At 60.7% G+C, this 17,262-nt stretch carries 19 protein-coding genes; 12 read left to right on the top strand and 7 right to left on the bottom strand.

Annotated features, from left to right (window positions below; all coding sequences use genetic code 11):
• Window positions 1–307 precede the first annotated feature (307 nt).
• From mnmE to hemJ, 3 genes are all read right to left on the bottom strand, one after another.
• Window positions 308–1,642, bottom strand: a complete 1,335-nt coding sequence (gene mnmE, locus LPB73_RS25730) for a tRNA uridine-5-carboxymethylaminomethyl(34) synthesis GTPase MnmE (RefSeq protein ID WP_231078644.1) — start codon at window positions 1,640–1,642, stop codon at window positions 308–310.
• A gap of 235 nt (window positions 1,643–1,877) precedes the next feature.
• A complete protein-coding gene (rho, locus tag LPB73_RS25725; protein WP_068730228.1) occupies window positions 1,878–3,143 on the bottom strand; it encodes a transcription termination factor Rho in 1,266 nt (421 codons plus the stop codon).
• 274 nt (window positions 3,144–3,417) lie between these two features.
• Window positions 3,418–3,840, bottom strand: a complete 423-nt coding sequence (gene hemJ, locus LPB73_RS25720) for a protoporphyrinogen oxidase HemJ (RefSeq protein WP_231078643.1) — start codon at window positions 3,838–3,840, stop codon at window positions 3,418–3,420.
• Window positions 3,841–4,312: 472 nt separating this feature from the next.
• Here hemJ and LPB73_RS25715 point away from each other — a divergent pair, with 472 nt between their 5' ends.
• The 4 genes from LPB73_RS25715 to dnaQ are packed head-to-tail and all read left to right on the top strand — an operon-like array spanning window position 4,313 to window position 7,107.
• A complete protein-coding gene (locus LPB73_RS25715) occupies window positions 4,313–5,152 on the top strand; it encodes a pyruvate, water dikinase regulatory protein (RefSeq protein ID WP_089263669.1) in 840 nt (279 codons plus the stop codon).
• Complete coding sequence (locus LPB73_RS25710; protein ID WP_231078642.1) at window positions 5,149–5,757, top strand: Maf family protein; 609 nt, start codon at window positions 5,149–5,151, stop codon at window positions 5,755–5,757. Before LPB73_RS25715 ends, LPB73_RS25710 begins: the two co-directional genes overlap by 4 nt.
• A gap of 16 nt (window positions 5,758–5,773) precedes the next feature.
• Window positions 5,774–6,373, top strand: a complete 600-nt coding sequence (gene coaE, locus LPB73_RS25705) for a dephospho-CoA kinase (RefSeq protein ID WP_231078641.1) — start codon at window positions 5,774–5,776, stop codon at window positions 6,371–6,373.
• Window positions 6,374–6,405: 32 nt separating this feature from the next.
• Window positions 6,406–7,107 (top strand): DNA polymerase III subunit epsilon, encoded by a 702-nt coding sequence (gene dnaQ / locus LPB73_RS25700; RefSeq protein ID WP_089263111.1) that lies wholly within the window; start codon window positions 6,406–6,408, stop codon window positions 7,105–7,107.
• Between the two features lie 61 nt (window positions 7,108–7,168).
• Here the strand turns inward: dnaQ and secB are convergent, their stop codons facing one another.
• Complete coding sequence (gene secB, locus LPB73_RS25695) at window positions 7,169–7,648, bottom strand: protein-export chaperone SecB (protein WP_068730233.1); 480 nt, start codon at window positions 7,646–7,648, stop codon at window positions 7,169–7,171.
• 503 nt (window positions 7,649–8,151) lie between these two features.
• On the opposite strand from secB, the gene LPB73_RS25690 reads away from it, so the two are divergent.
• The 3 genes from LPB73_RS25690 to LPB73_RS25680 all read left to right on the top strand — a co-directional run bounded on the left by LPB73_RS25690 (window position 8,152) and on the right by LPB73_RS25680 (window position 11,175).
• A complete protein-coding gene (locus LPB73_RS25690; RefSeq protein WP_068730234.1) occupies window positions 8,152–8,847 on the top strand; it encodes a Tim44/TimA family putative adaptor protein in 696 nt (231 codons plus the stop codon).
• 127 nt (window positions 8,848–8,974) lie between these two features.
• On the top strand, window positions 8,975–10,582 hold the full coding sequence (locus LPB73_RS25685) for a murein transglycosylase A (protein ID WP_414716826.1): 1,608 nt from the start codon (window positions 8,975–8,977) through the stop codon (window positions 10,580–10,582).
• Window positions 10,579–11,175, top strand: coding sequence for a Smr/MutS family protein (locus LPB73_RS25680; protein WP_184512510.1), 597 nt, complete (start codon window positions 10,579–10,581; stop codon window positions 11,173–11,175). Before LPB73_RS25685 ends, LPB73_RS25680 begins: the two co-directional genes overlap by 4 nt.
• 49 nt (window positions 11,176–11,224) lie before the next feature.
• On the opposite strand, the gene hslU is transcribed toward LPB73_RS25680, so the two are convergent.
• From hslU to hslV, 3 genes are read right to left on the bottom strand one after another with little or no spacing between them, the layout of a single operon-like run.
• Window positions 11,225–12,526: an ATP-dependent protease ATPase subunit HslU gene (hslU, locus tag LPB73_RS25675; RefSeq protein WP_231078639.1), complete on the bottom strand. Its 1,302-nt coding sequence runs from the start codon at window positions 12,524–12,526 to the stop codon at window positions 11,225–11,227.
• A gap of 41 nt (window positions 12,527–12,567) precedes the next feature.
• Window positions 12,568–13,179, bottom strand: a complete 612-nt coding sequence (locus LPB73_RS25670) for a DUF2585 domain-containing protein (protein ID WP_231078638.1) — start codon at window positions 13,177–13,179, stop codon at window positions 12,568–12,570.
• Window positions 13,176–13,748 (bottom strand): ATP-dependent protease subunit HslV, encoded by a 573-nt coding sequence (gene hslV / locus LPB73_RS25665; protein ID WP_068730238.1) that lies wholly within the window; start codon window positions 13,746–13,748, stop codon window positions 13,176–13,178. Before hslV ends, LPB73_RS25670 begins: the two co-directional genes overlap by 4 nt.
• Before the next feature lie 201 nt (window positions 13,749–13,949).
• On the opposite strand from hslV, the gene hisB reads away from it, so the two are divergent.
• The 5 genes from hisB to hisF are packed head-to-tail and all read left to right on the top strand — an operon-like array spanning window position 13,950 to window position 17,252.
• The gene (hisB, locus tag LPB73_RS25660) at window positions 13,950–14,543 is read left to right on the top strand and encodes an imidazoleglycerol-phosphate dehydratase HisB (RefSeq protein WP_089263102.1); all 594 of its coding nucleotides are present in this window, start codon (window positions 13,950–13,952) and stop codon (window positions 14,541–14,543) included.
• Window positions 14,544–14,574: 31 nt separating this feature from the next.
• Window positions 14,575–15,105: a DUF2628 domain-containing protein gene (locus tag LPB73_RS25655; RefSeq protein WP_231078637.1), complete on the top strand. Its 531-nt coding sequence runs from the start codon at window positions 14,575–14,577 to the stop codon at window positions 15,103–15,105.
• On the top strand, window positions 15,102–15,752 hold the full coding sequence (gene hisH / locus LPB73_RS25650; RefSeq protein ID WP_231078636.1) for an imidazole glycerol phosphate synthase subunit HisH: 651 nt from the start codon (window positions 15,102–15,104) through the stop codon (window positions 15,750–15,752). Before LPB73_RS25655 ends, hisH begins: the two co-directional genes overlap by 4 nt.
• On the top strand, window positions 15,749–16,480 hold the full coding sequence (hisA, locus tag LPB73_RS25645) for a 1-(5-phosphoribosyl)-5-[(5-phosphoribosylamino)methylideneamino]imidazole-4-carboxamide isomerase (RefSeq protein ID WP_120288087.1): 732 nt from the start codon (window positions 15,749–15,751) through the stop codon (window positions 16,478–16,480). Before hisH ends, hisA begins: the two co-directional genes overlap by 4 nt.
• 10 nt (window positions 16,481–16,490) lie before the next feature.
• Window positions 16,491–17,252, top strand: a complete 762-nt coding sequence (gene hisF, locus LPB73_RS25640) for an imidazole glycerol phosphate synthase subunit HisF (RefSeq protein WP_231078635.1) — start codon at window positions 16,491–16,493, stop codon at window positions 17,250–17,252.
• Window positions 17,253–17,262: the final 10 nt, after the last annotated feature.

Below are 17,262 nucleotides of genomic sequence, written 5' to 3'. Positions count from 1 at the left end.
CTTCTAGCGCGGGCGTCGCCGGGATTGAAGAGAAATCCACAGGCACTGTTTCACGTGAAACAACGGATGTCCTCTGAAGAGGATCTAAGAGGCAGGACTGTTTCACGTGAAACACAATCTGCTTTAGCCGTCATTGCATAGCGCACGCCCGCAACGAAGCAGTCCTGTCTTTTGCAAGTCAGCTACCCGGCCGTCTGGATTGCTTCGCTCCGCTCGCAATGATGGCTGAAATCTCTATGCTTTTACCGAGAGTTCCACGCCTGAGTTGATTCAATATTCATTTCATTAAAAAATGAATAAAGTAATATTATTTACCTATACAAAAATCCCGGAAGATGCTATCAAGGATATCTTCCACATCCACCCGCCCAAGCAACCGCCCCAATTGCTGCGCTGCAGCACGCATATCTTCCGCAACGAATTCTTCACCATGCCCGGCCGATGCTGCAGCATGCTGCAGCAAACTCGAAGTGCTGCGCAGCAAAAGACGCTGCCGCTCCCGGGTAATCAGCCCAGCCTCACCGCTCCCAAAGTACCGACCGGCGAAGTCAACCAGCAGGGCCAACAGTTGTGCGAGGCCATCGCCGCGCTCTGCAGAAATTGCGATCAACAAGTCTGGCCCGGCTGAGGCAGCCTGGACCAGATCGACCTTGTTCCGGACCACCCAGACCGGCGTCTCAGATTCCGCCAGCCATTGCTCTGGATGAGATGCCCCTGCGCTGGAGTCCACCAGCCAGAGCACCAGATCCGCTTCGGCCGCCCGAGCCCGCGCCCGGCGCACGCCCTCCTCCTCCACCGGATCGGCCGTCTCACGAATGCCGGCGGTGTCGATGATCGTCACCGGATAACCGTCGAGGTCGAGCTGCACCTCGATAACGTCGCGGGTGGTGCCGGCATGCGGTGAAACAATTGCCACGTCGCGCCGGGCGAGCTGATTCATCAGCGTCGATTTGCCGACATTGGGCTGACCCGCGATGGCCACCACCAGACCGTCGCGCAACCGCTCGCTTCGACCCTGCGCCGCCAGCACCTCCTCGATCTCCCGATGCAGCGCCGATGCTTTCGCCAAAGCCGGCGCCAGCAATTCGGCGGATACGTCGCCTTCGTCAGAAAAATCGATGCCGACTTCGACCAGGGCCAGCGCCTCGATGATCTGCTGTCGCCAGTTGCGCGCCTTGTCGCCGAGCAGTCCCTTGAGCTGCCGCAGCGCCTGACGCCGCTGCCGGTCAGTGTCCGCGTGAATCAGATCGTCGAGGCCTTCCGCCTCGGTCAGGTCGAGCTTGCCGTTCTCGAAAGCGCGGCGGGTGAATTCGCCGGGCTCCGCCGGCCGTAAGCCATCGATAGCCGCCAGCGCTTCAAACAAGGAAGCCAGCACTGCGCGTCCGCCGTGGATATGAAATTCGGCAACATCTTCCCCGGTCGCACTGGCCGGTTCCGGAAACCACAGCACCACTGCATCGTCGATCGGACCAAGCTTTTCGTCTGACAGCAGAACATGAGCCGCCAGCCGTGGCGCCGGCAGCTTCCTTGCCAGACGCGTCAGCGCCTCACCTGCCTGAGGACCTGACACGCGGACAATCGCAATCGCTGTCGGCGGGCGGCCGGAGGACAAAGCGTAGATCGTCTGGTCGCGTGGATGCATCGCCTATTTGCCGATGGGGGCGATGCGATGCAATGGGGATTCTGAACCCAGAATCCCCAGATGTTTAAAACAATCGGGGATTCCGGGTCTGTGCATCAGGCGTCTTCGCCGACCTCCGTACATCCCGGAATGACGGTCAACGGTCAGTACAAAGAACCGACACAAAAAAGCGCCGCTGCTTTCGCAACGGCGCGTTTTGCAGTCCTGAAGCTGTTCGCTCGAACAGCCCCGAAACTTACGTATTCATCGAATCGAAGAATTCCGAGTTGTTCTTCGTGTTGCGGAGCTTGTCGAGCAGGAAGTCGATAGCGTCCATCGTACCCATCGGATTGAGAATGCGGCGGAGCACATACATCTTCTTGAGGAGCTGCGGATCGGTGATGAGCTCTTCCTTGCGGGTGCCCGAGCGCGAGATATCGATCGCCGGGAAAGTCCGCTTGTCCGAGACCTTGCGGTCCAGGATGAGTTCCGAGTTACCGGTGCCCTTGAATTCTTCAAAGATGACTTCGTCCATGCGGCTGCCGGTATCGACCAGCGCGGTGGCGATGATGGTCAGCGAACCACCTTCTTCCACATTACGGGCCGCACCGAAGAAGCGCTTCGGACGCTGCAGAGCATTGGCGTCGACACCGCCGGTGAGCACCTTGCCGGATGACGGCACCACGGTGTTGTAAGCACGGCCAAGACGGGTGATCGAATCCAGCAGGATGACCACGTCGCGGCCATGTTCGACCAGGCGCTTGGCCTTCTCGATCACCATTTCGGCGACCTGAACGTGACGCACCGCCGGTTCGTCGAAGGTCGAGGAGACGACCTCACCCTTCACCGAACGCTGCATGTCGGTGACTTCTTCCGGACGTTCGTCGATCAGAAGAACGATCAGATAGCATTCCGGGTGGTTGGCGGTGATCGAATGCGCGATGTTCTGCATCAGCACGGTTTTACCCGTCCGCGGCGGCGCGACGATCAGTGCGCGTTGACCCTTGCCGATCGGCGCGACGATGTCGATGACACGCGCCGAGAGATCGCGGCGGGTCGAATCTTCCAGCTCGAGGCGGAAGCGCTGGTCCGGAAACAGCGGGGTGAGGTTGTCGAAATTGACCTTGTGCTTCGACTTCTCGGGATCTTCGAAGTTGAGCGTATTGACCTTGAGCAAAGCGAAATAACGTTCGCCTTCCTTCGGGCTGCGGATATGGCCTTCGACCGTATCGCCAGTGCGCAAGCCGAAGCGGCGGATCTGCGAGGGCGAGACATAAATATCGTCCGGACCTGGCAGGTAGTTCGCATCGGGCGACCGTAAGAAGCCGAAGCCGTCGGAGAGAACCTCGACGACGCCTTCACCGATGATGTCGGTTTCCTTGATCGCTAGCTGCTTCAAGCTCGCGAACATCAGCTCCTGCTTGCGCATGGTGCTGGCATTTTCGACCCCGAGCTCTTCCGCAAACGAGACAAGCTCGGCTGGCGTCTTGGCCTTGAGGTCCTGGAGTTTCATTTCCCGCATTGGGAGGGATCCTGTGGAAAGTCGGGGAGGGAGCGCGAGGTAGCCAAGACGGATGCGGACGCTGGAAAAGATCAGGAAAGTCCGCAGGTCTCTGGCCAGGAAGTCTTGAGCGAGGAAGGTGCTGAAGGAGCTTCAAACCTGATGCGGTGGCCGGTTCAAAAAGCGAAACCGGTACAAACCACATCCGCCTGCGTGGGGTGGGATGACGCGAATATAGAAAATCGCAGGGTGTCGCGCAAGGAGCCGAAACGGCGGTTGTGATGACAAATTTGGCCTAGAACGGCTTCACGATCACCAAAATGACGATCAGGATCATCAAAATTGTGGGTACCTCGTTGATAATTCGATAGAATTTAGAAGTCCGCGCATTTTTGTCCTGAGCAAAATCACGCACCCGGGCACTCAGGAAGCCATGAACGCCAGACATCAGCAGCACCAGCGTCAGTTTGGCGTGAAACCAGCCCGAGCTGAACCAGTGACCGGCCCAGGCGAGATACAGGCCGAGGATCCAAGTGGCGATCATCGCCGGATTGATGATCGCCTTGAGCAGGCGACGCTCCATCACCTTGAAGGTTTCGGATTGCTTCGAGCCGATCTCCGCATCGCAGTGATAGACGAACAGTCGCGGCAGATAGAGCATGCCCGCCATCCAGGAGATGACGGCGATCACATGCAGCGCCTTGGCCCATTCATACATTCGAAAGTTCTTTCCAGCATCACTGCGTCACATCGCACGTGCCGAGACCGGAACATTTCACCGGAAAGCCGCGTTGCAGGACGCGCCGATACAGAGCGGATCACCGCACTATCCGCAAGCCATCCTTCTCTTAAATAATATTTATAGAATCTTAGGTTTGAGTCTAAGTGACAGTGGATTTCAGCCGCCCAAAACAATCCCGGAACTGTCCCACGCTTATGCACATGGCCACGTGATTTCTCCAAAGCGGCCTGCATGCAAGTTCGATATGCAGCGCAAAGGCTTACCGTCGCCGTGCACTGGATTATCCCAAGACAAACCCGGATAACCCCATTATCATTCAGAGCAGCCTCAGAGCTTTTCCTCTTCATGAGCCCTGTGAAGAAAAAACCGAGTTATCCCGGGCCCGCTGAGGCGATGGTCGATTTCCCGGAAAAGCTCCACAGAGATTCACAGGACATACACGATCATGGTGCCCACCACCGGCAGCTATTTTCATCTTCATCTGGTCTCCGATTCGACCGGTGAGACGTTGATCACGGTGGCCCGCGCCGTCGCGGCGCAATATGCCAACGTCACCCCGGTCGAACATGTCTACCCACTTGTCCGCAGCCAAAAGCAACTCGATCGTGTGCTTTCCGAAATCGAGGAAGCGCCGGGCATTGTTCTCTTCACGCTGCTGGAAAAAGATCTCGTCGGCCGGTTGGAAGCCAAGTGCCAGGAGATCAACAGCCCGAGCCTGTCGATCATCGGGCCAGTGATGCAGCTCTTTCAGGCTTATCTTGGTGCGTCGACCACCGGCCGCGTCGGTGCGCAGCACACGCTCAACGCCGAATATTTCAAGCGTATCGACGCGCTGAATTATTCGATGATGCATGACGACGGCCAGCATGTGGAAGGCCTCGAAGAAGCGGACGTGGTTCTGGTCGGCGTTTCGCGCACATCGAAGACACCAACATCGATCTATCTTGCCAATCGTGGTGTGCGCACGGCCAATGTGCCGCTCGTTCCCGGCATCCCCATTCCCCATCAGCTTGAGACGTTGAAAAATCCGCTGGTGGTCAGCCTGCACGCGACGCCGGAGCGCTTGATTCAGATTCGCCAGAACCGGCTTCTCAGCATTGGTAGCGATACGGCCAATGACGATTATATCGATCGCCAGTCGGTCACGGACGAAGTCACCTATGCGCGCAAGCTTAGCGCCAAATACGGCTGGGCTTTGTTGGAAGTGACACGTCGCTCCATCGAGGAAACCGCGGCAGCCATCATGAAACTGCTGGCCGATCGCCAGCGTCAGAGGATGTCCGAATGACCATTTGGCGCGGCGTGCAACCACTGATCCTGGCGTCGCAGAGTTTGGCGCGTCGTGAGTTGCTGGCGAATGCTGGCATTACGTTTGATGCGATGCCGGCGGATATCGACGAGCGCGGCATCCAGCAGAAATCCGGGTTGAAGGCGCCGGGCGAGATCGCAGCCTTGCTCGCCGAGCGGAAGGCGGCCTTTATCTCGCTGCGTCATCCCGGCCGCTATGTTCTTGGCGCCGATCAAACCCTGGCGCTCGGGGATCGGATGTTCAGCAAACCCGCCGGACGCGAACAGGCGGCCGAACAACTTGCGATCCTCGCCGGTCGGACCCACGAATTGCATTCAGCGCTTGCCGTCGTTTGCGATGGTGCGACGTTGTTCTCCAATGCCTCCGTGGCGCATATGACCATGCGCAAGCTGGATGGTGCGGCGATCAATGCCTATCTGGACGCTGCAGGCGACAAGGTGACGACGAGTGTCGGCGCCTATCAGCTCGAAGGTCTGGGTGTGCATCTGTTCGAGCTGATTGAAGGCGATCACTTCACCATTCTTGGTCTGCCACTACTGCCGCTGCTGAGTTTCCTGCGCGGCGAAGAGATGATCGCGATCTGATTTTGATGAGGACTTGATGCGCGTATTGGGGCTGACCGGTTCGATCGGAATGGGGAAATCCACCACGGCGAAGTTGTTCATGGAAGCCGGCGTGCCGGTCTATGACGCCGACGCCACCGTGCACATGATCTATGACGGCGAAGCTGCACCGCTGATCGAGGCGGCGTTTCCCGGAACCACCGTGAATGGCAAGGTCGATCGCGCGAAGCTATCGCCGCTGGTAGTGCACGATGCCGCCGCGATGAAGAAGCTCGAGCAGATCGTGCATCCGCTGCTCGGCGCCTATCATAGAAAATTCCTGGACGATGCAGAGAAGTCGGGTGCGCCGGTGGCAGTGGTCGATGTGCCCCTGCTCTATGAAACCGGCGGAGAAAAGCGGGTCGATGCGGTAGTTGTCGTGTCCACCAATCCCGAGCAGCAGCGCGAGCGCATCCTGGCGCGCGAGGGTATGACGGCCGAGAAACTCGATGCCATTCTGGCGCGGCAGCTGCCTGACGCCGAAAAGCGCAAGCGCGCCGACTTCGTGGTGGATACATCGAACGGATTGGATCCCGTGCGGGAGCAGATCCGTGAAATTCTCGCCGAGGCTGTTAAGATGCCACAACGGCGGCCCTGACCGTCCCCTGATTCGACAACCGGCTTAGTTCGATGCGCGAAATCGTCATGGATACCGAAACCACCGGCCTCGATCCCCTCCGGGGCGATCGGCTGGTGGAAATCGGTTGCCTTGAAATCTTCAACCGGATGCCGACCGGCCAGACCTTCCATGTCTACGTCAATCCCGAGCGTGACATGCCTCAGGAAGCATTCAACGTGCACGGGCTGTCGGCCGAGTTCCTGTCGACCAAGCCGCTGTTTCACGAAGTGGTCGACGACTTCATGGCCTTCATCGGCGATTCGCCGCTGGTGATTCATAACGGCATGTTCGACCTCGGCTTCATCAATGCCGAACTCGATCGCATCAAGCGCCCGCCGGTGCCGCGCGAGCGTCTCGTTGACACGCTGCTGCTGGCGCGCCGCAAGCATCCCGGTGTGTCGAACAAGCTCGACGATCTCTGCGCCCGCTATGCGATCGACAATTCCCGCCGCACCAAGCACGGCGCGCTGCTCGACTCCGAATTGCTGGCGGAAGTCTATATTGACCTCATTGGCGCCCGGCAGTCGCAACTGATCCTGGCGGACGAAGCGCCTGCGCAGCGCACCGGCAGCATCAATGACGCACCGCGCCGCCAGCGCGAGATCGCACTTGCGCCGCGCGTGACCGAAGCCGATCGCGCCGAGCACCGCGCCTTTGTCGCAACGATGGGCGAGAAGGCAATCTGGAACGAATTTCTGGGAACGCCGTCGTAAAACGACAATGGCCGGGACACGCCCGGCCATGAGGTAAGCTTATTGTTTGGAGCACCCGAACTTAGTTTGCCGGACCAGCGTCGGCTTGAGCCTGACGTTCCAGGTTCTGCCGGTACAGACCGACGAAATCCACGGGATCGAGCATCAGCGGCGGGAAACCACCATCGCGCACCGCGGTGGCGATGATTTCGCGCGCGAACGGGAAGAGTAGGCGCGGGCATTCGATCATAACCAGCGGGTGCAGGTTTTCCTGTGGCACGTTGACGATGCGGAACACGCCGGCATAGGCCAGTTCGAAAGAGAACAGCACTGAGCCGGCGTTCTCGGCCTTGCCCTCGACCGACAGCGTCACTTCATATTCGCTCTCGGAGAGATTGTTGGCGCCGACATTGATCTGGATATTGATGTTCGGCTGCTGGGCCTGCGGTGCCAGCGAGGCTGGGGCGTTCGGGTTTTCGAACGACAGGTCCTTGGTGTATTGCGCTAGCACATTGAGCTGGGGGGGTGACTGCTCCGGAGGGGTGCCGTTGCCGTTTGCCATCGAAAATTCTCCTGAAGCGCTGCCGGGCGGGTGGAACCGGTTCGTCGCGGGCGTCCGCACGAACGGTTGAATGAGGTGATCGCGGCGAGTGGCTATCATAGGCCTGCGGCACTCGACAAGGATGCCACGCCACAACCTGGACGCTAGAAAATCGCTGGTTTGACCCACCGCTTGGGCATCCAGGTGCAAAACCGGTCATATTCGCCCCGAATTCACGTTAAATGACTGAAAGTGCGGGTTTTCCTCGTTCGATCCGATTTCCTCTGACAGACAAACGCGCTAGAATTTATCGAAACGGTTGCGGTCGAGGCTGCCGGTGCGAAGGCCGCTTTGCCGCAGCCGGACACGATGGCGCGCCATTGGCTGGGCTTAGTTTCATGTCTACATGGAGCAGGTTCGCCCATGACGCGATCTCCCGACCTGCGGGAGCCGATTTCAGCACCGCGATGGGCGGCATAGTCTTCCGCCGGGCATGCCCGGCACCGATCAGAAAGCAATAAGACGTGGACATTTACACCATCATCTTCCTGGCACTGGCGGTCTTCATTTTCATCCGCCTGCGCAACGTGCTCGGACAGCGCACCGGCGAGGAGCGTCCGCCCTTCGACCGCGCCGCGCGTGATGCTCTGCCGCCCGAAGGCAATGTCGTGCCGATGCCCGGCGGTCCGATCGATCAGGCTGCGCCGGCACCGGCCGCCGACGTCTCTCCCGCCGAGCGCTGGAAGGGCATCACCGAACCGGGCACGCCGCTTGCCGCCGGTCTCGATGCCATCGTCGACCAGGATTCGTCGTTCGATCCGCGCCATTTCATCACCGGCGCGAAGGGCGCCTATGAGATGATCGTGTTGGCCTTTGCCAATGGCGATCGTCGGTCGCTGAAGGATCTGCTGTCATCGGAAGTGTTCGACTCGTTCGACGCCGTCATCAAGGACCGCGAGAAGAACGAGCAGAAGACCGAGACCCGTTTCGTTTCGATCGACAAGGCTGAACTCGTTGGGGCCGAAGTGCGTGATCGCGCGGCACAGCTCACCGTGCGTTTCGTGTCGCAGATGATTTCGGTGACGCGCGACAAGACCGGCGCTGTGGTCGACGGCAATGCCGACAAGGTCAGCGACATCACCGACGTCTGGACCTTTGCCCGCGATATCACCTCGCGCGATCCGAATTGGAAGCTGGTTGGCACCGGCAGCGTGCAATAACGCTGCCGGGCTCGGCCGGCTTGCCGCGCTGTGCGTGATTGCTGCTGCGTTGGTTCCTGCCTCTGCAGACGCGCGGGTCCGGCGTCACGCCAAGCACGTAAAGAATGATCCTGCACAATTTGTATATGTGCCGCGGCACAATCCACCGCGGGAATGGCCGTTCGAATTCACAGGCAGCCAATATGCGCCGGTGAATTGGGCCGATATCGCCGGCTGGAGCGAGGACGATCACCTCCTCGCCTTCCAGGCTTTTCGCACCAGCTGCAAGCCGATTGTTGCTCAACGCAACTCACCAACGGATTCGAAGGCGCTTGGCACCACGCTCCGCGATCCCTGCCGGGCTGCGAGAACTGCCGAGATTTCCGATGGCGCCAAGGCGCGCGCTTTCTTCGAAGACCATTTTCTGCCGCTGCGTATCTCACGGCTCGGCGAGCCTGAAGGTTTCGTCACCGGCTACTATGAGCCAGTGATCGACGGTTCGCGCACGAAGACTGACGTTTACACCGTGCCGGTCTATCGCCGCCCGTCGAATCTGTTTGTGCGCGGCTATCGCCAGTCATCCGCAAGCATGCCGAATGGCGGCGATGTGTTCCGCAAGATTGGCCGTCGCAAACTCGTGCCTTATTATGATCGTGGTGAGATCGAAGACGGCGCCATCGCCGGGCGCGGGCTCGAAATCGTCTGGCTGAAGAGCCAGACCGATTTGCTGTTCACGCAGATCCAGGGCTCGGCGCGCGTCCGCCTCGAAGACGGCAGCACGGTGCGGATCAATTACGATGCGCATAATGGCTATCGCTATACGCCGGTCGGTCGCGTGCTGATTGATCGGGGCATCATTCCGCGCGAGCAGATGTCGATGCAGCGTATCCGGCAATATATGGAAGAGAACCCGGATGCCGCGAGCGAACTGCGTCGGCAGAATCGCTCCTATGTCTTCTTTCGCGAAGTGCAGCTCTCCGACAAAGACGAAGCCGTCGGTGCGCAAGGCGTGCCGCTGACGCCGGGCCGATCCATCGCCGTCGACAAGTCGTTGCATGTCTATGGCACACCGTTCTTCATCGAAGGCGATCTGCCTGTCGACTCGGATACGGCAAAGACGCCGTTCCGTCGCCTGATGGTAGCGCAGGACACCGGCTCGGCCATTGTCGGTCCGGCCCGTGCCGATCTGTATTTTGGGGCCGGCGCAGAAGCTGGCCGAGTCGCCGGCCGGATGCGCCATCCTGCGCGCTTTGTTATGCTGGTACCGAAGAGTCTCGATCCCTCTGTGCGCGGCCATCACATGCCGCTGCCCGATGCGCGGCCGTCGGAGACAATCGCAAAGCTGTTTCCGCAGACCGAGCCGAAGCCGGTCGAAGCATCGAAGGTCGAAAATTTCGCGATCGATAACAAGGCTGCAGCAAGGCCCGATACGTCCAGGTCTGATACATCGGTCGCGTCGAAGCCCGCGGCGCCAGCCGTGACAATGACGACGCCATTGCCAGTTGCAAAACCAGCTGCGGCTGCAGTCGCGCCCGCTCCGGCATCCCCGCCGGCCGTGGCTACGACAGTGCCATTGCCGGAGGCACGGCCTGCGGTCGCGCCTCAAGTCGCAGCCGAGGCGAAGTCGCAGAAAAAACCCGAAGTAAAACCTGAAGCGAAGCGGGAAGTTAAACCGAAACGTGCCAAAGCCAGGCACCGCGTGTATCGTCGCGAAGCGAAGCAGCCGCAGTCCCTCTTCCGTTTCCCCTGGCAATGAAGCGTTCACGTCCACCGCAACTCATCGATCCCGTGGCGCCGCGCCGTCGCCGCGTGCTGAGCGAAGAGGAGCGCGCGCTGTGGGAACTGGTCGCCAAACAGGTCAAGCCGCTGCGCAAGAAGCGCGTGGTGAAGCCGGAGCCTGCGGAAGATGCGCCAACGCTTGTGAAAGTCGCGGCGCCCAGGAAGATGACCTCGGCACCGCCGGCAATCCTCAAAACCGCAAAGCCTGTGCCGCCGCCCGTGCCGCCTCTGGCGCCGCTCGGCCGTCGCGAGCGTTCGCAGCTCTCGCGCGGTCGCAAGGACATCGACGCGCGGATCGATCTGCACGGAATGACACAGACGCGCGCACATCACGCGCTGTCGGCATTCCTGCATCGCGCCAGCCATGACGGCATGACTTTCGTGCTGGTTATCACCGGCAAGGGCCGGACAACCGGCCCCGAATCCGAACGCGGTATCCTGCGCCGCCAGGTGCCGCTCTGGCTGGGGTTGCCGGAGTTTCGTTCGCTGGTGGTTGGATTCGAGGAAGCGCATATCGGGCACGGCGGCGCCGGTGCGCTGTATGTGCGGATCAGGCGGGCGCGTTCTTAACCTCTCCCCGCAAGAGCGGGGCGAGGGAGCGAAAGGTCGGTGCTTCGTCTCACAAAATAAACCGGCTCAGATCCGAATTCTTCGCCAGATCCCCCACATGCTTCTGCACATAGGCGGCATCGATTCGGATGGTCTCGCCGTTGCGATCGGGCGCAGCGAAGGAAATCTCGTCGAGCACGCGCTCCATCACCGTCTGCAAACGTCGTGCGCCGATATTCTCGACGCTTGAATTCACGGCAACGGCAACGTCGGCCAGTGCATCGATGGCGTCGTCGGCGAATTCCAGCGTCACGCCTTCGGTCTGCAATAGCGCCACATACTGCTTGATCAGCGAAGCCTCCGGCTCGGTGAGAATGCGGCGCATGTCGTCGCGGGTCAGCGCATTGAGCTCGACGCGGATCGGCAGGCGGCCCTGCAATTCCGGCAAGAGATCGCTCGGCTTGGCAATATGGAATGCGCCGGACGCGATGAACAGGATGTGGTCGGTCTTCACCGCGCCATGCTTGGTGGAGACGGTAGTGCCTTCGATCAGCGGCAGCAGGTCGCGTTGCACGCCTTCGCGCGAGACTTCGCCGCCGCTGCGCCCATCACGCACGCAGATCTTGTCGATCTCGTCGAGGAACACGATGCCGTTGTTCTCGACGACTGAAATCGCTTCCTGCACGAGCGCGTCGCTGTCGAGCAGCTTGTCGGCTTCCTCATTCACCAACGGCTCATGCGCATCTTCTACCCGGAGGCGGCGCGTCTTGGTGCCCTTCCCCATCTTGCCGAAGATATCGCCAATCGAGATCGCGCCCATCTGCGCGCCGGGCATTCCCGGGATTTCGAACATCGAGGGGCCGCCGGAGGACTGAACCTCGATCTCGATCTCCTTGTCGTTGAGCTCGCCGGTGCGGAGCTTCTTGCGGAACGACTCTTTCGTTGCTGCGCTCGCGGTGGCGCCGACCAGCGCATCGACCACGCGATCCTCGGCGGCGAGCTGAGCTCGCGCCTGGACGTCCTTGCGCTTGCGCTCGCGGGTTAGCGAGATCGCGACCTCGACGAGGTCCCTGATGATCTGCTCGACATCACGGCCGACATAGCCGACCTCGGTGAACTTGGTGGCTTCGACCTTGATGAAAGGCGCGCCGGCGAGCTTCGCCAGCCGCCGTGCGATCTCGGTCTTGCCGACGCCGGTGGGGCCGATCATCAGGATGTTCTTTGGCAGCACTTCGTCGCGGAGCGATCCGGTCAGTTGCAGGCGCCGCCAACGATTGCGCAGCGCGATCGATACCGCGCGCTTGGCGTCGTGCTGGCCGACGATGAACCGGTCGAGTTCGCTTACGATTTCGCGGGGAGAAAAGTCGGTCATGTCACTCTACGTAAGTTGAGAAGGGCGTGGGGACAAGCGGATCAGATAATAGGTGGGCCGGCCTGCCAGGTTCGGATCGCTTCGAATGGATGAATCAGCATGATCACGTTCAAAGTGAGATTGTCGCGAATGTGCAGGCCGACCAGTACCTCGAACAGAAGCGCGATCGCGACGGTCGCGGCGACTGGGAGCTTCCGCGCAAGGATGAAGCCCGTGATCATCGAGAGTGTATCAGCCAGTGAATTGACGATGCTGTCGCCGAAATAATCCAGCGACATCGTACCCGCGCGATAGCGTTCGATGATCCAGCTCGAATTTTCCAGCAGCTCCCAGCCGCCTTCAATGAGCATGGCGACGATCAGGCGCGCGATCCAGGACAGTCGTGGAAGCAGCAGCCAGGTGGCGGCGTAAAACAAGAAGCCGTGGATGATGTGAGAGAATGTGTACCAGTCGGTGAGGTGCTGTGAATTCTCCGAACTCAGCACCACGCCATGCCACAGCTTCACGTAGCCACAGGCGCAGATCGGCAATCGCCCCATCGCATAAAGAAGAGTCGCCTGCAGGGCGAGCAGGCCGAGTGCGATGACGACGCCCTGCTTGACCGAGAGGTCGCTGCCGGACGACGCGCGGGTATTGTGACCCGCGACGGTCATGCCTCCAGCATTTCCAGCGTCACGTTGCGGTTGGTGTAGACGCAGATATCGGCCGCGATATCCAGCGACTTGCGCACGATGGTCTCGGCATCCTGGTCGGTATCGACCAGCGCCCGCGCCGCAGCCAGTGCGTAATTGCCGCCGGAGCCGATGGCCATCACGCCGGCTTCCGGCTCGAGCACGTCGCCGGTGCCGGTCAGCACCAGCGAGACGTCCTTGTCGGCGACGATCATCATGGCTTCCAGCCGGCGCAGATACCGGTCGGTGCGCCAGTCCTTGGCGAGTTCGACGGCCGCCCGGGTCAATTGGCCGGGATACTGCTCCAGTTTGGCTTCGAGACGCTCGAACAGCGTGAAGGCGTCCGCCGTGGCGCCGGCAAAGCCGCCGATCACGTCGCCCTTGCCCAGTTTACGGACCTTTTTGGCGTTGGATTTGATGACCGTCTGGCCGATCGAGACCTGACCGTCGCCGCCGATCACGACTTTACCGCCCTTGCGGACGGTCAGGATGGTGGTGCCGTGCCAGACCGGAGACGATCCGTCATGGGAAGCCGAATAGGATGCGTTCATGGAAACCCTCTTGAGCGCCTGATCTAGGCACGGATACCGGCCGTTGCAAATCCGGCGACGAAGCATAGGCCAGCGGCCGATGCGCGCGGATTCCGGTCACCATAGGGGCAAAGATCGGTCCGGAATCGGCTCTCCCGCGGTAGCGAAGGTGTCATCTCCCTGTTAAAAGGGCGCGTTTTCAGCAGGCGGAGAGGCGTTTTCATGCGCACGGCGACGATCAAGCGCAAGACCAAGGAAACCGATATCGAGGTCTCCGTGAACCTCGACGGTACCGGCGTATCCAAATCGACCACCGGAATCGGCTTCTTCGACCATATGCTCGATCTGCTCGCCCGCCATTCCCGCATCGACGTCACTGTGAAGGCGGTCGGCGACCTCCATGTCGATTTCCACCATACGGTGGAGGATGTCGGCATCGCGCTTGGCCAGGCGGTCAAGCAGGCACTTGGCGACATGGCCGGGATCACGCGCTATGCCTCGGTCTATATGCCGATGGACGAGACCCTGACCCGGGTGGCGCTGGATATTTCCGGCCGGCCGGTGCTGGTGTTCAAATCGACTTTCCCGACCCACAAGATCGGCGAATTCGACACCGAACTGGTGCGCGAGTGGTTCAACGCCTTTGCGGGCAATGCGGGCGTGACTTTGCACGTCGAAACCCTATATGGCGAGAACAGCCATCACATTGCCGAATCCTGCTTCAAGGGTCTGGCGCGGGCGCTGCGGGCGGGTGTTGCGATCGATCCGCGCAATGCCGGCGAAGTGCCATCCACCAAGGGTCAGCTCGGCGGCTGATCGGCCTCTACGGTTTCGGGCGGAGTTTGCCATGCCGGTCTACACAGTTCACGCACCTCGCGGTGCCGGCCCTGAGCCGTTTGCGGCAACGGACAAGTTCGAGTTCGTGCGCGATGGATTCCATTTCTGGGCGTTCGTCGCCGGCCTGATCTGGCTGATCTATCATCGGCTGTGGTGGGCACTGCTCGGCTATGTCGTGCTGTCGATCGCCGGCGAAGTCGCGCTGTCGATGTTGAAGGTCGATCTCGGCGCCCGTTTTGTCGTGATGCTGCTGTTTGCGCTGCTGATGGGCTTCGAGGCCGCCAGCCTGCGCCGCTGGACGCTGTCGCGTGGCAAGTGGCGTCAGCTCGATGTGGTCGTCGCCGATAACAAGGATGCCGCCGAGCGTCGCTTCTTCGATCGCTGGACCGCGCAGCACAACGCAGTCAACGATCAGTGGGCGAGCGATCGCGGCGGTCCGCCGCCGACCCGTCACGCGCCCGGCCAAGCATTCTCGCGTCCGCCGTCTCTGGCGCAAAACGACATCATCGGGTTATTCCCGCAACCGGGAGTGACACGGTGAGCGTTGCCATTATCGATTACGGCTCCGGTAACCTGCACTCAGCGGCGAAGGCATTCGAGCGCGCCGCGCGCAGCATGGATGTGCCGGAGAAAATCATCGTCACGCGCGATCCCGAAGCGGTGTTCCGCGCCGATCGCATCGTGCTGCCCGGCGTCGGCGCCTTTGCGGATTGCCGCAAGGGACTGGATTCGCTGGACGGCATGGTCGAGGCGATGACCGAAGCGGTGCGCGACAAGGCTCGACCTTTTTTCGGCATCTGCGTCGGCATGCAGCTGATGGCGACCAAGGGCAAGGAGCACGTCACGACCGACGGGCTCAACTGGATCGCCGGCGATGTCGAGAAGATCCAGCCGCGCGAAGAGAATCTGAAGATCCCCCATATGGGCTGGAACACGCTCGACATGGTGCGTGAGCACGCGGTGTTGGAGCGCCTGCCGCTTGGGCCGAAGGGTCGCCACGCCTATTTCGTGCACTCCTATCACCTGAATGCGGTCAACGAGGCCGATGTACTGGCGCGCGCCGATTACGGCGGTCCTATCACTGCCATCGTCGGCAAGGACACCGCGATCGGTACGCAATTTCATCCCGAAAAGAGCCAGCGTTTCGGGCTGGCTCTGATTTCGAACTTTCTGAAGTGGAAGCCGTGATTCTATTTCCCGCCATCGATCTGAAAAACGGCCAGTGCGTTCGCCTTGAGCAGGGCGACATGGCGCGCGCCACTGTGTTCAACCTTGATCCCGCCGCACAGGCGCGCGACTTCGAGACTCAAGGCTTCGAATATCTTCATGTAGTCGATCTCGATGGCGCCTTTGCAGGCAAGCCGGTGAATGCGCAGGCCGTGGAATCGATGCTGAAGGTCATCAAGATGCCGGTGCAGCTCGGCGGCGGCATTCGCGATCTCAAGACGGTGGAAGCCTGGCTCTCCAAGGGCATTACCCGCGTTATCATCGGAACGGCCGCGGTGCGCGATCCAGCTCTGGTGAAGGAAGCCGCGAAGAAATTTCCGGGCAAGGTCGCCGTCGGTCTGGATGCCCGCGACGGCAAGGTTGCCGTTGAGGGCTGGGCTGAGACCTCGACCGTCACTGCGCTGGAAATCGCGCAGCGTTTTGAAGATGCTGGCGTCGCCGCCATCATCTTCACCGATATCGCGCGCGACGGTTTGCTCAAGGGTATCAATTGGGATGCGACGATTGCGCTGGCAGATTCGATTTCAATTCCGGTGATCGCCTCGGGCGGTCTCGCCTCCATCGATGATATCAAGGCCATGCTTGAGCCACGTGCTGCGAAGCTCGAAGGCGCGATCTCCGGCCGTGCGCTGTATGACGGGCGGATTGATCCGGCCGAGGCGCTGAAACTCATCAAGCAGGCGGCATAAGGACCGAGCCATGTTCAAAGTCCGCGTCATCCCCTGCCTCGACGTCAAGGATGGACGCGTGGTGAAGGGCGTCAACTTCGTCGACCTGCGCGATGCCGGCGATCCCGTCGAGGCTGCGATCGCTTATGATGCGGCTGGCGCCGATGAACTCACTTTCCTCGACATTAACGCCACCCACGAAAACCGCGGTACCATGATGGACGTGGTCCGTCGCACGGCAGAAGCCTGTTTCATGCCGCTGACGGTCGGCGGCGGCGTGCGCACGGTGGACGATATCAAGACGCTGCTGCGCGCCGGTGCCGACAAGGTCTCGATCAATTCGGCCGCGGTGGCCAATCGCCAGTTCGTCAAGGAAGCCGCCGAGAAGTTCGGCGACCAGTGCATCGTGGTGGCGATCGACGCCAAACGGTCTGGCTCGCGCTGGGAGATCTTTACCCATGGCGGCCGCAAGTCGACCGGTATCGATGCCATCGAATTCGCCCAGGAAGTCGTTTCATTGGGGGCCGGTGAAATCCTGCTCACCTCGATGGACCGCGACGGCACCCGTTCCGGCTTCGATATCGAACTGACCCGGGCCATCGCCGACAGCATCGGCGTACCGGTGATCGCCTCGGGCGGCGTCGGTAATCTCGATCATCTGGTCGAAGGTATCAGGAGCGGCCACGCCACCGCGGTGCTGGCGGCCTCGATTTTTCACTTCGGGGAATTTACCATTCGCGAGGCCAAGGATCATATGGTCCGGGCCGGACTGCCGATGCGGCTCGACCCCTAGGTCAATCTCT

The organism is Tardiphaga sp. 37S4 (genome assembly GCF_021044645.1).
GTDB classification, from domain to species: domain Bacteria; phylum Pseudomonadota; class Alphaproteobacteria; order Rhizobiales; family Xanthobacteraceae; genus Tardiphaga; species Tardiphaga robiniae.
This window is presented reverse-complemented; position numbering and strand designations above follow the sequence as displayed.

What these genes read in the sequence shown, in the direction of transcription:
- hslV (WP_068730238.1), bottom strand. Translation starts at nt 13,748, where the DNA reads ATGAACGCATCCTATTCGGCTTCCCATGACGGATCGTCTCCGGTCTGG.
- LPB73_RS25680 (WP_184512510.1), top strand. Translation starts at nt 10,579, where the DNA reads ATGAAGCGTTCACGTCCACCGCAACTCATCGATCCCGTGGCGCCGCGC.
- dnaQ (WP_089263111.1), top strand. Translation starts at nt 6,406, where the DNA reads ATGCGCGAAATCGTCATGGATACCGAAACCACCGGCCTCGATCCCCTC.
- hisF (WP_231078635.1), top strand. Translation starts at nt 16,491, where the DNA reads ATGTTCAAAGTCCGCGTCATCCCCTGCCTCGACGTCAAGGATGGACGC.
- coaE (WP_231078641.1), top strand. Translation starts at nt 5,774, where the DNA reads ATGCGCGTATTGGGGCTGACCGGTTCGATCGGAATGGGGAAATCCACC.
- hslU (WP_231078639.1), bottom strand. Translation starts at nt 12,526, where the DNA reads ATGACCGACTTTTCTCCCCGCGAAATCGTAAGCGAACTCGACCGGTTC.
- secB (WP_068730233.1), bottom strand. Translation starts at nt 7,648, where the DNA reads ATGGCAAACGGCAACGGCACCCCTCCGGAGCAGTCACCCCCCCAGCTC.
- LPB73_RS25655 (WP_231078637.1), top strand. Translation starts at nt 14,575, where the DNA reads ATGCCGGTCTACACAGTTCACGCACCTCGCGGTGCCGGCCCTGAGCCG.
- rho (WP_068730228.1), bottom strand. Translation starts at nt 3,143, where the DNA reads ATGCGGGAAATGAAACTCCAGGACCTCAAGGCCAAGACGCCAGCCGAG.
- LPB73_RS25670 (WP_231078638.1), bottom strand. Translation starts at nt 13,179, where the DNA reads ATGACCGTCGCGGGTCACAATACCCGCGCGTCGTCCGGCAGCGACCTC.
- hisB (WP_089263102.1), top strand. Translation starts at nt 13,950, where the DNA reads ATGCGCACGGCGACGATCAAGCGCAAGACCAAGGAAACCGATATCGAG.
- mnmE (WP_231078644.1), bottom strand. Translation starts at nt 1,642, where the DNA reads ATGCATCCACGCGACCAGACGATCTACGCTTTGTCCTCCGGCCGCCCG.
- LPB73_RS25710 (WP_231078642.1), top strand. Translation starts at nt 5,149, where the DNA reads ATGACCATTTGGCGCGGCGTGCAACCACTGATCCTGGCGTCGCAGAGT.
- hemJ (WP_231078643.1), bottom strand. Translation starts at nt 3,840, where the DNA reads ATGTATGAATGGGCCAAGGCGCTGCATGTGATCGCCGTCATCTCCTGG.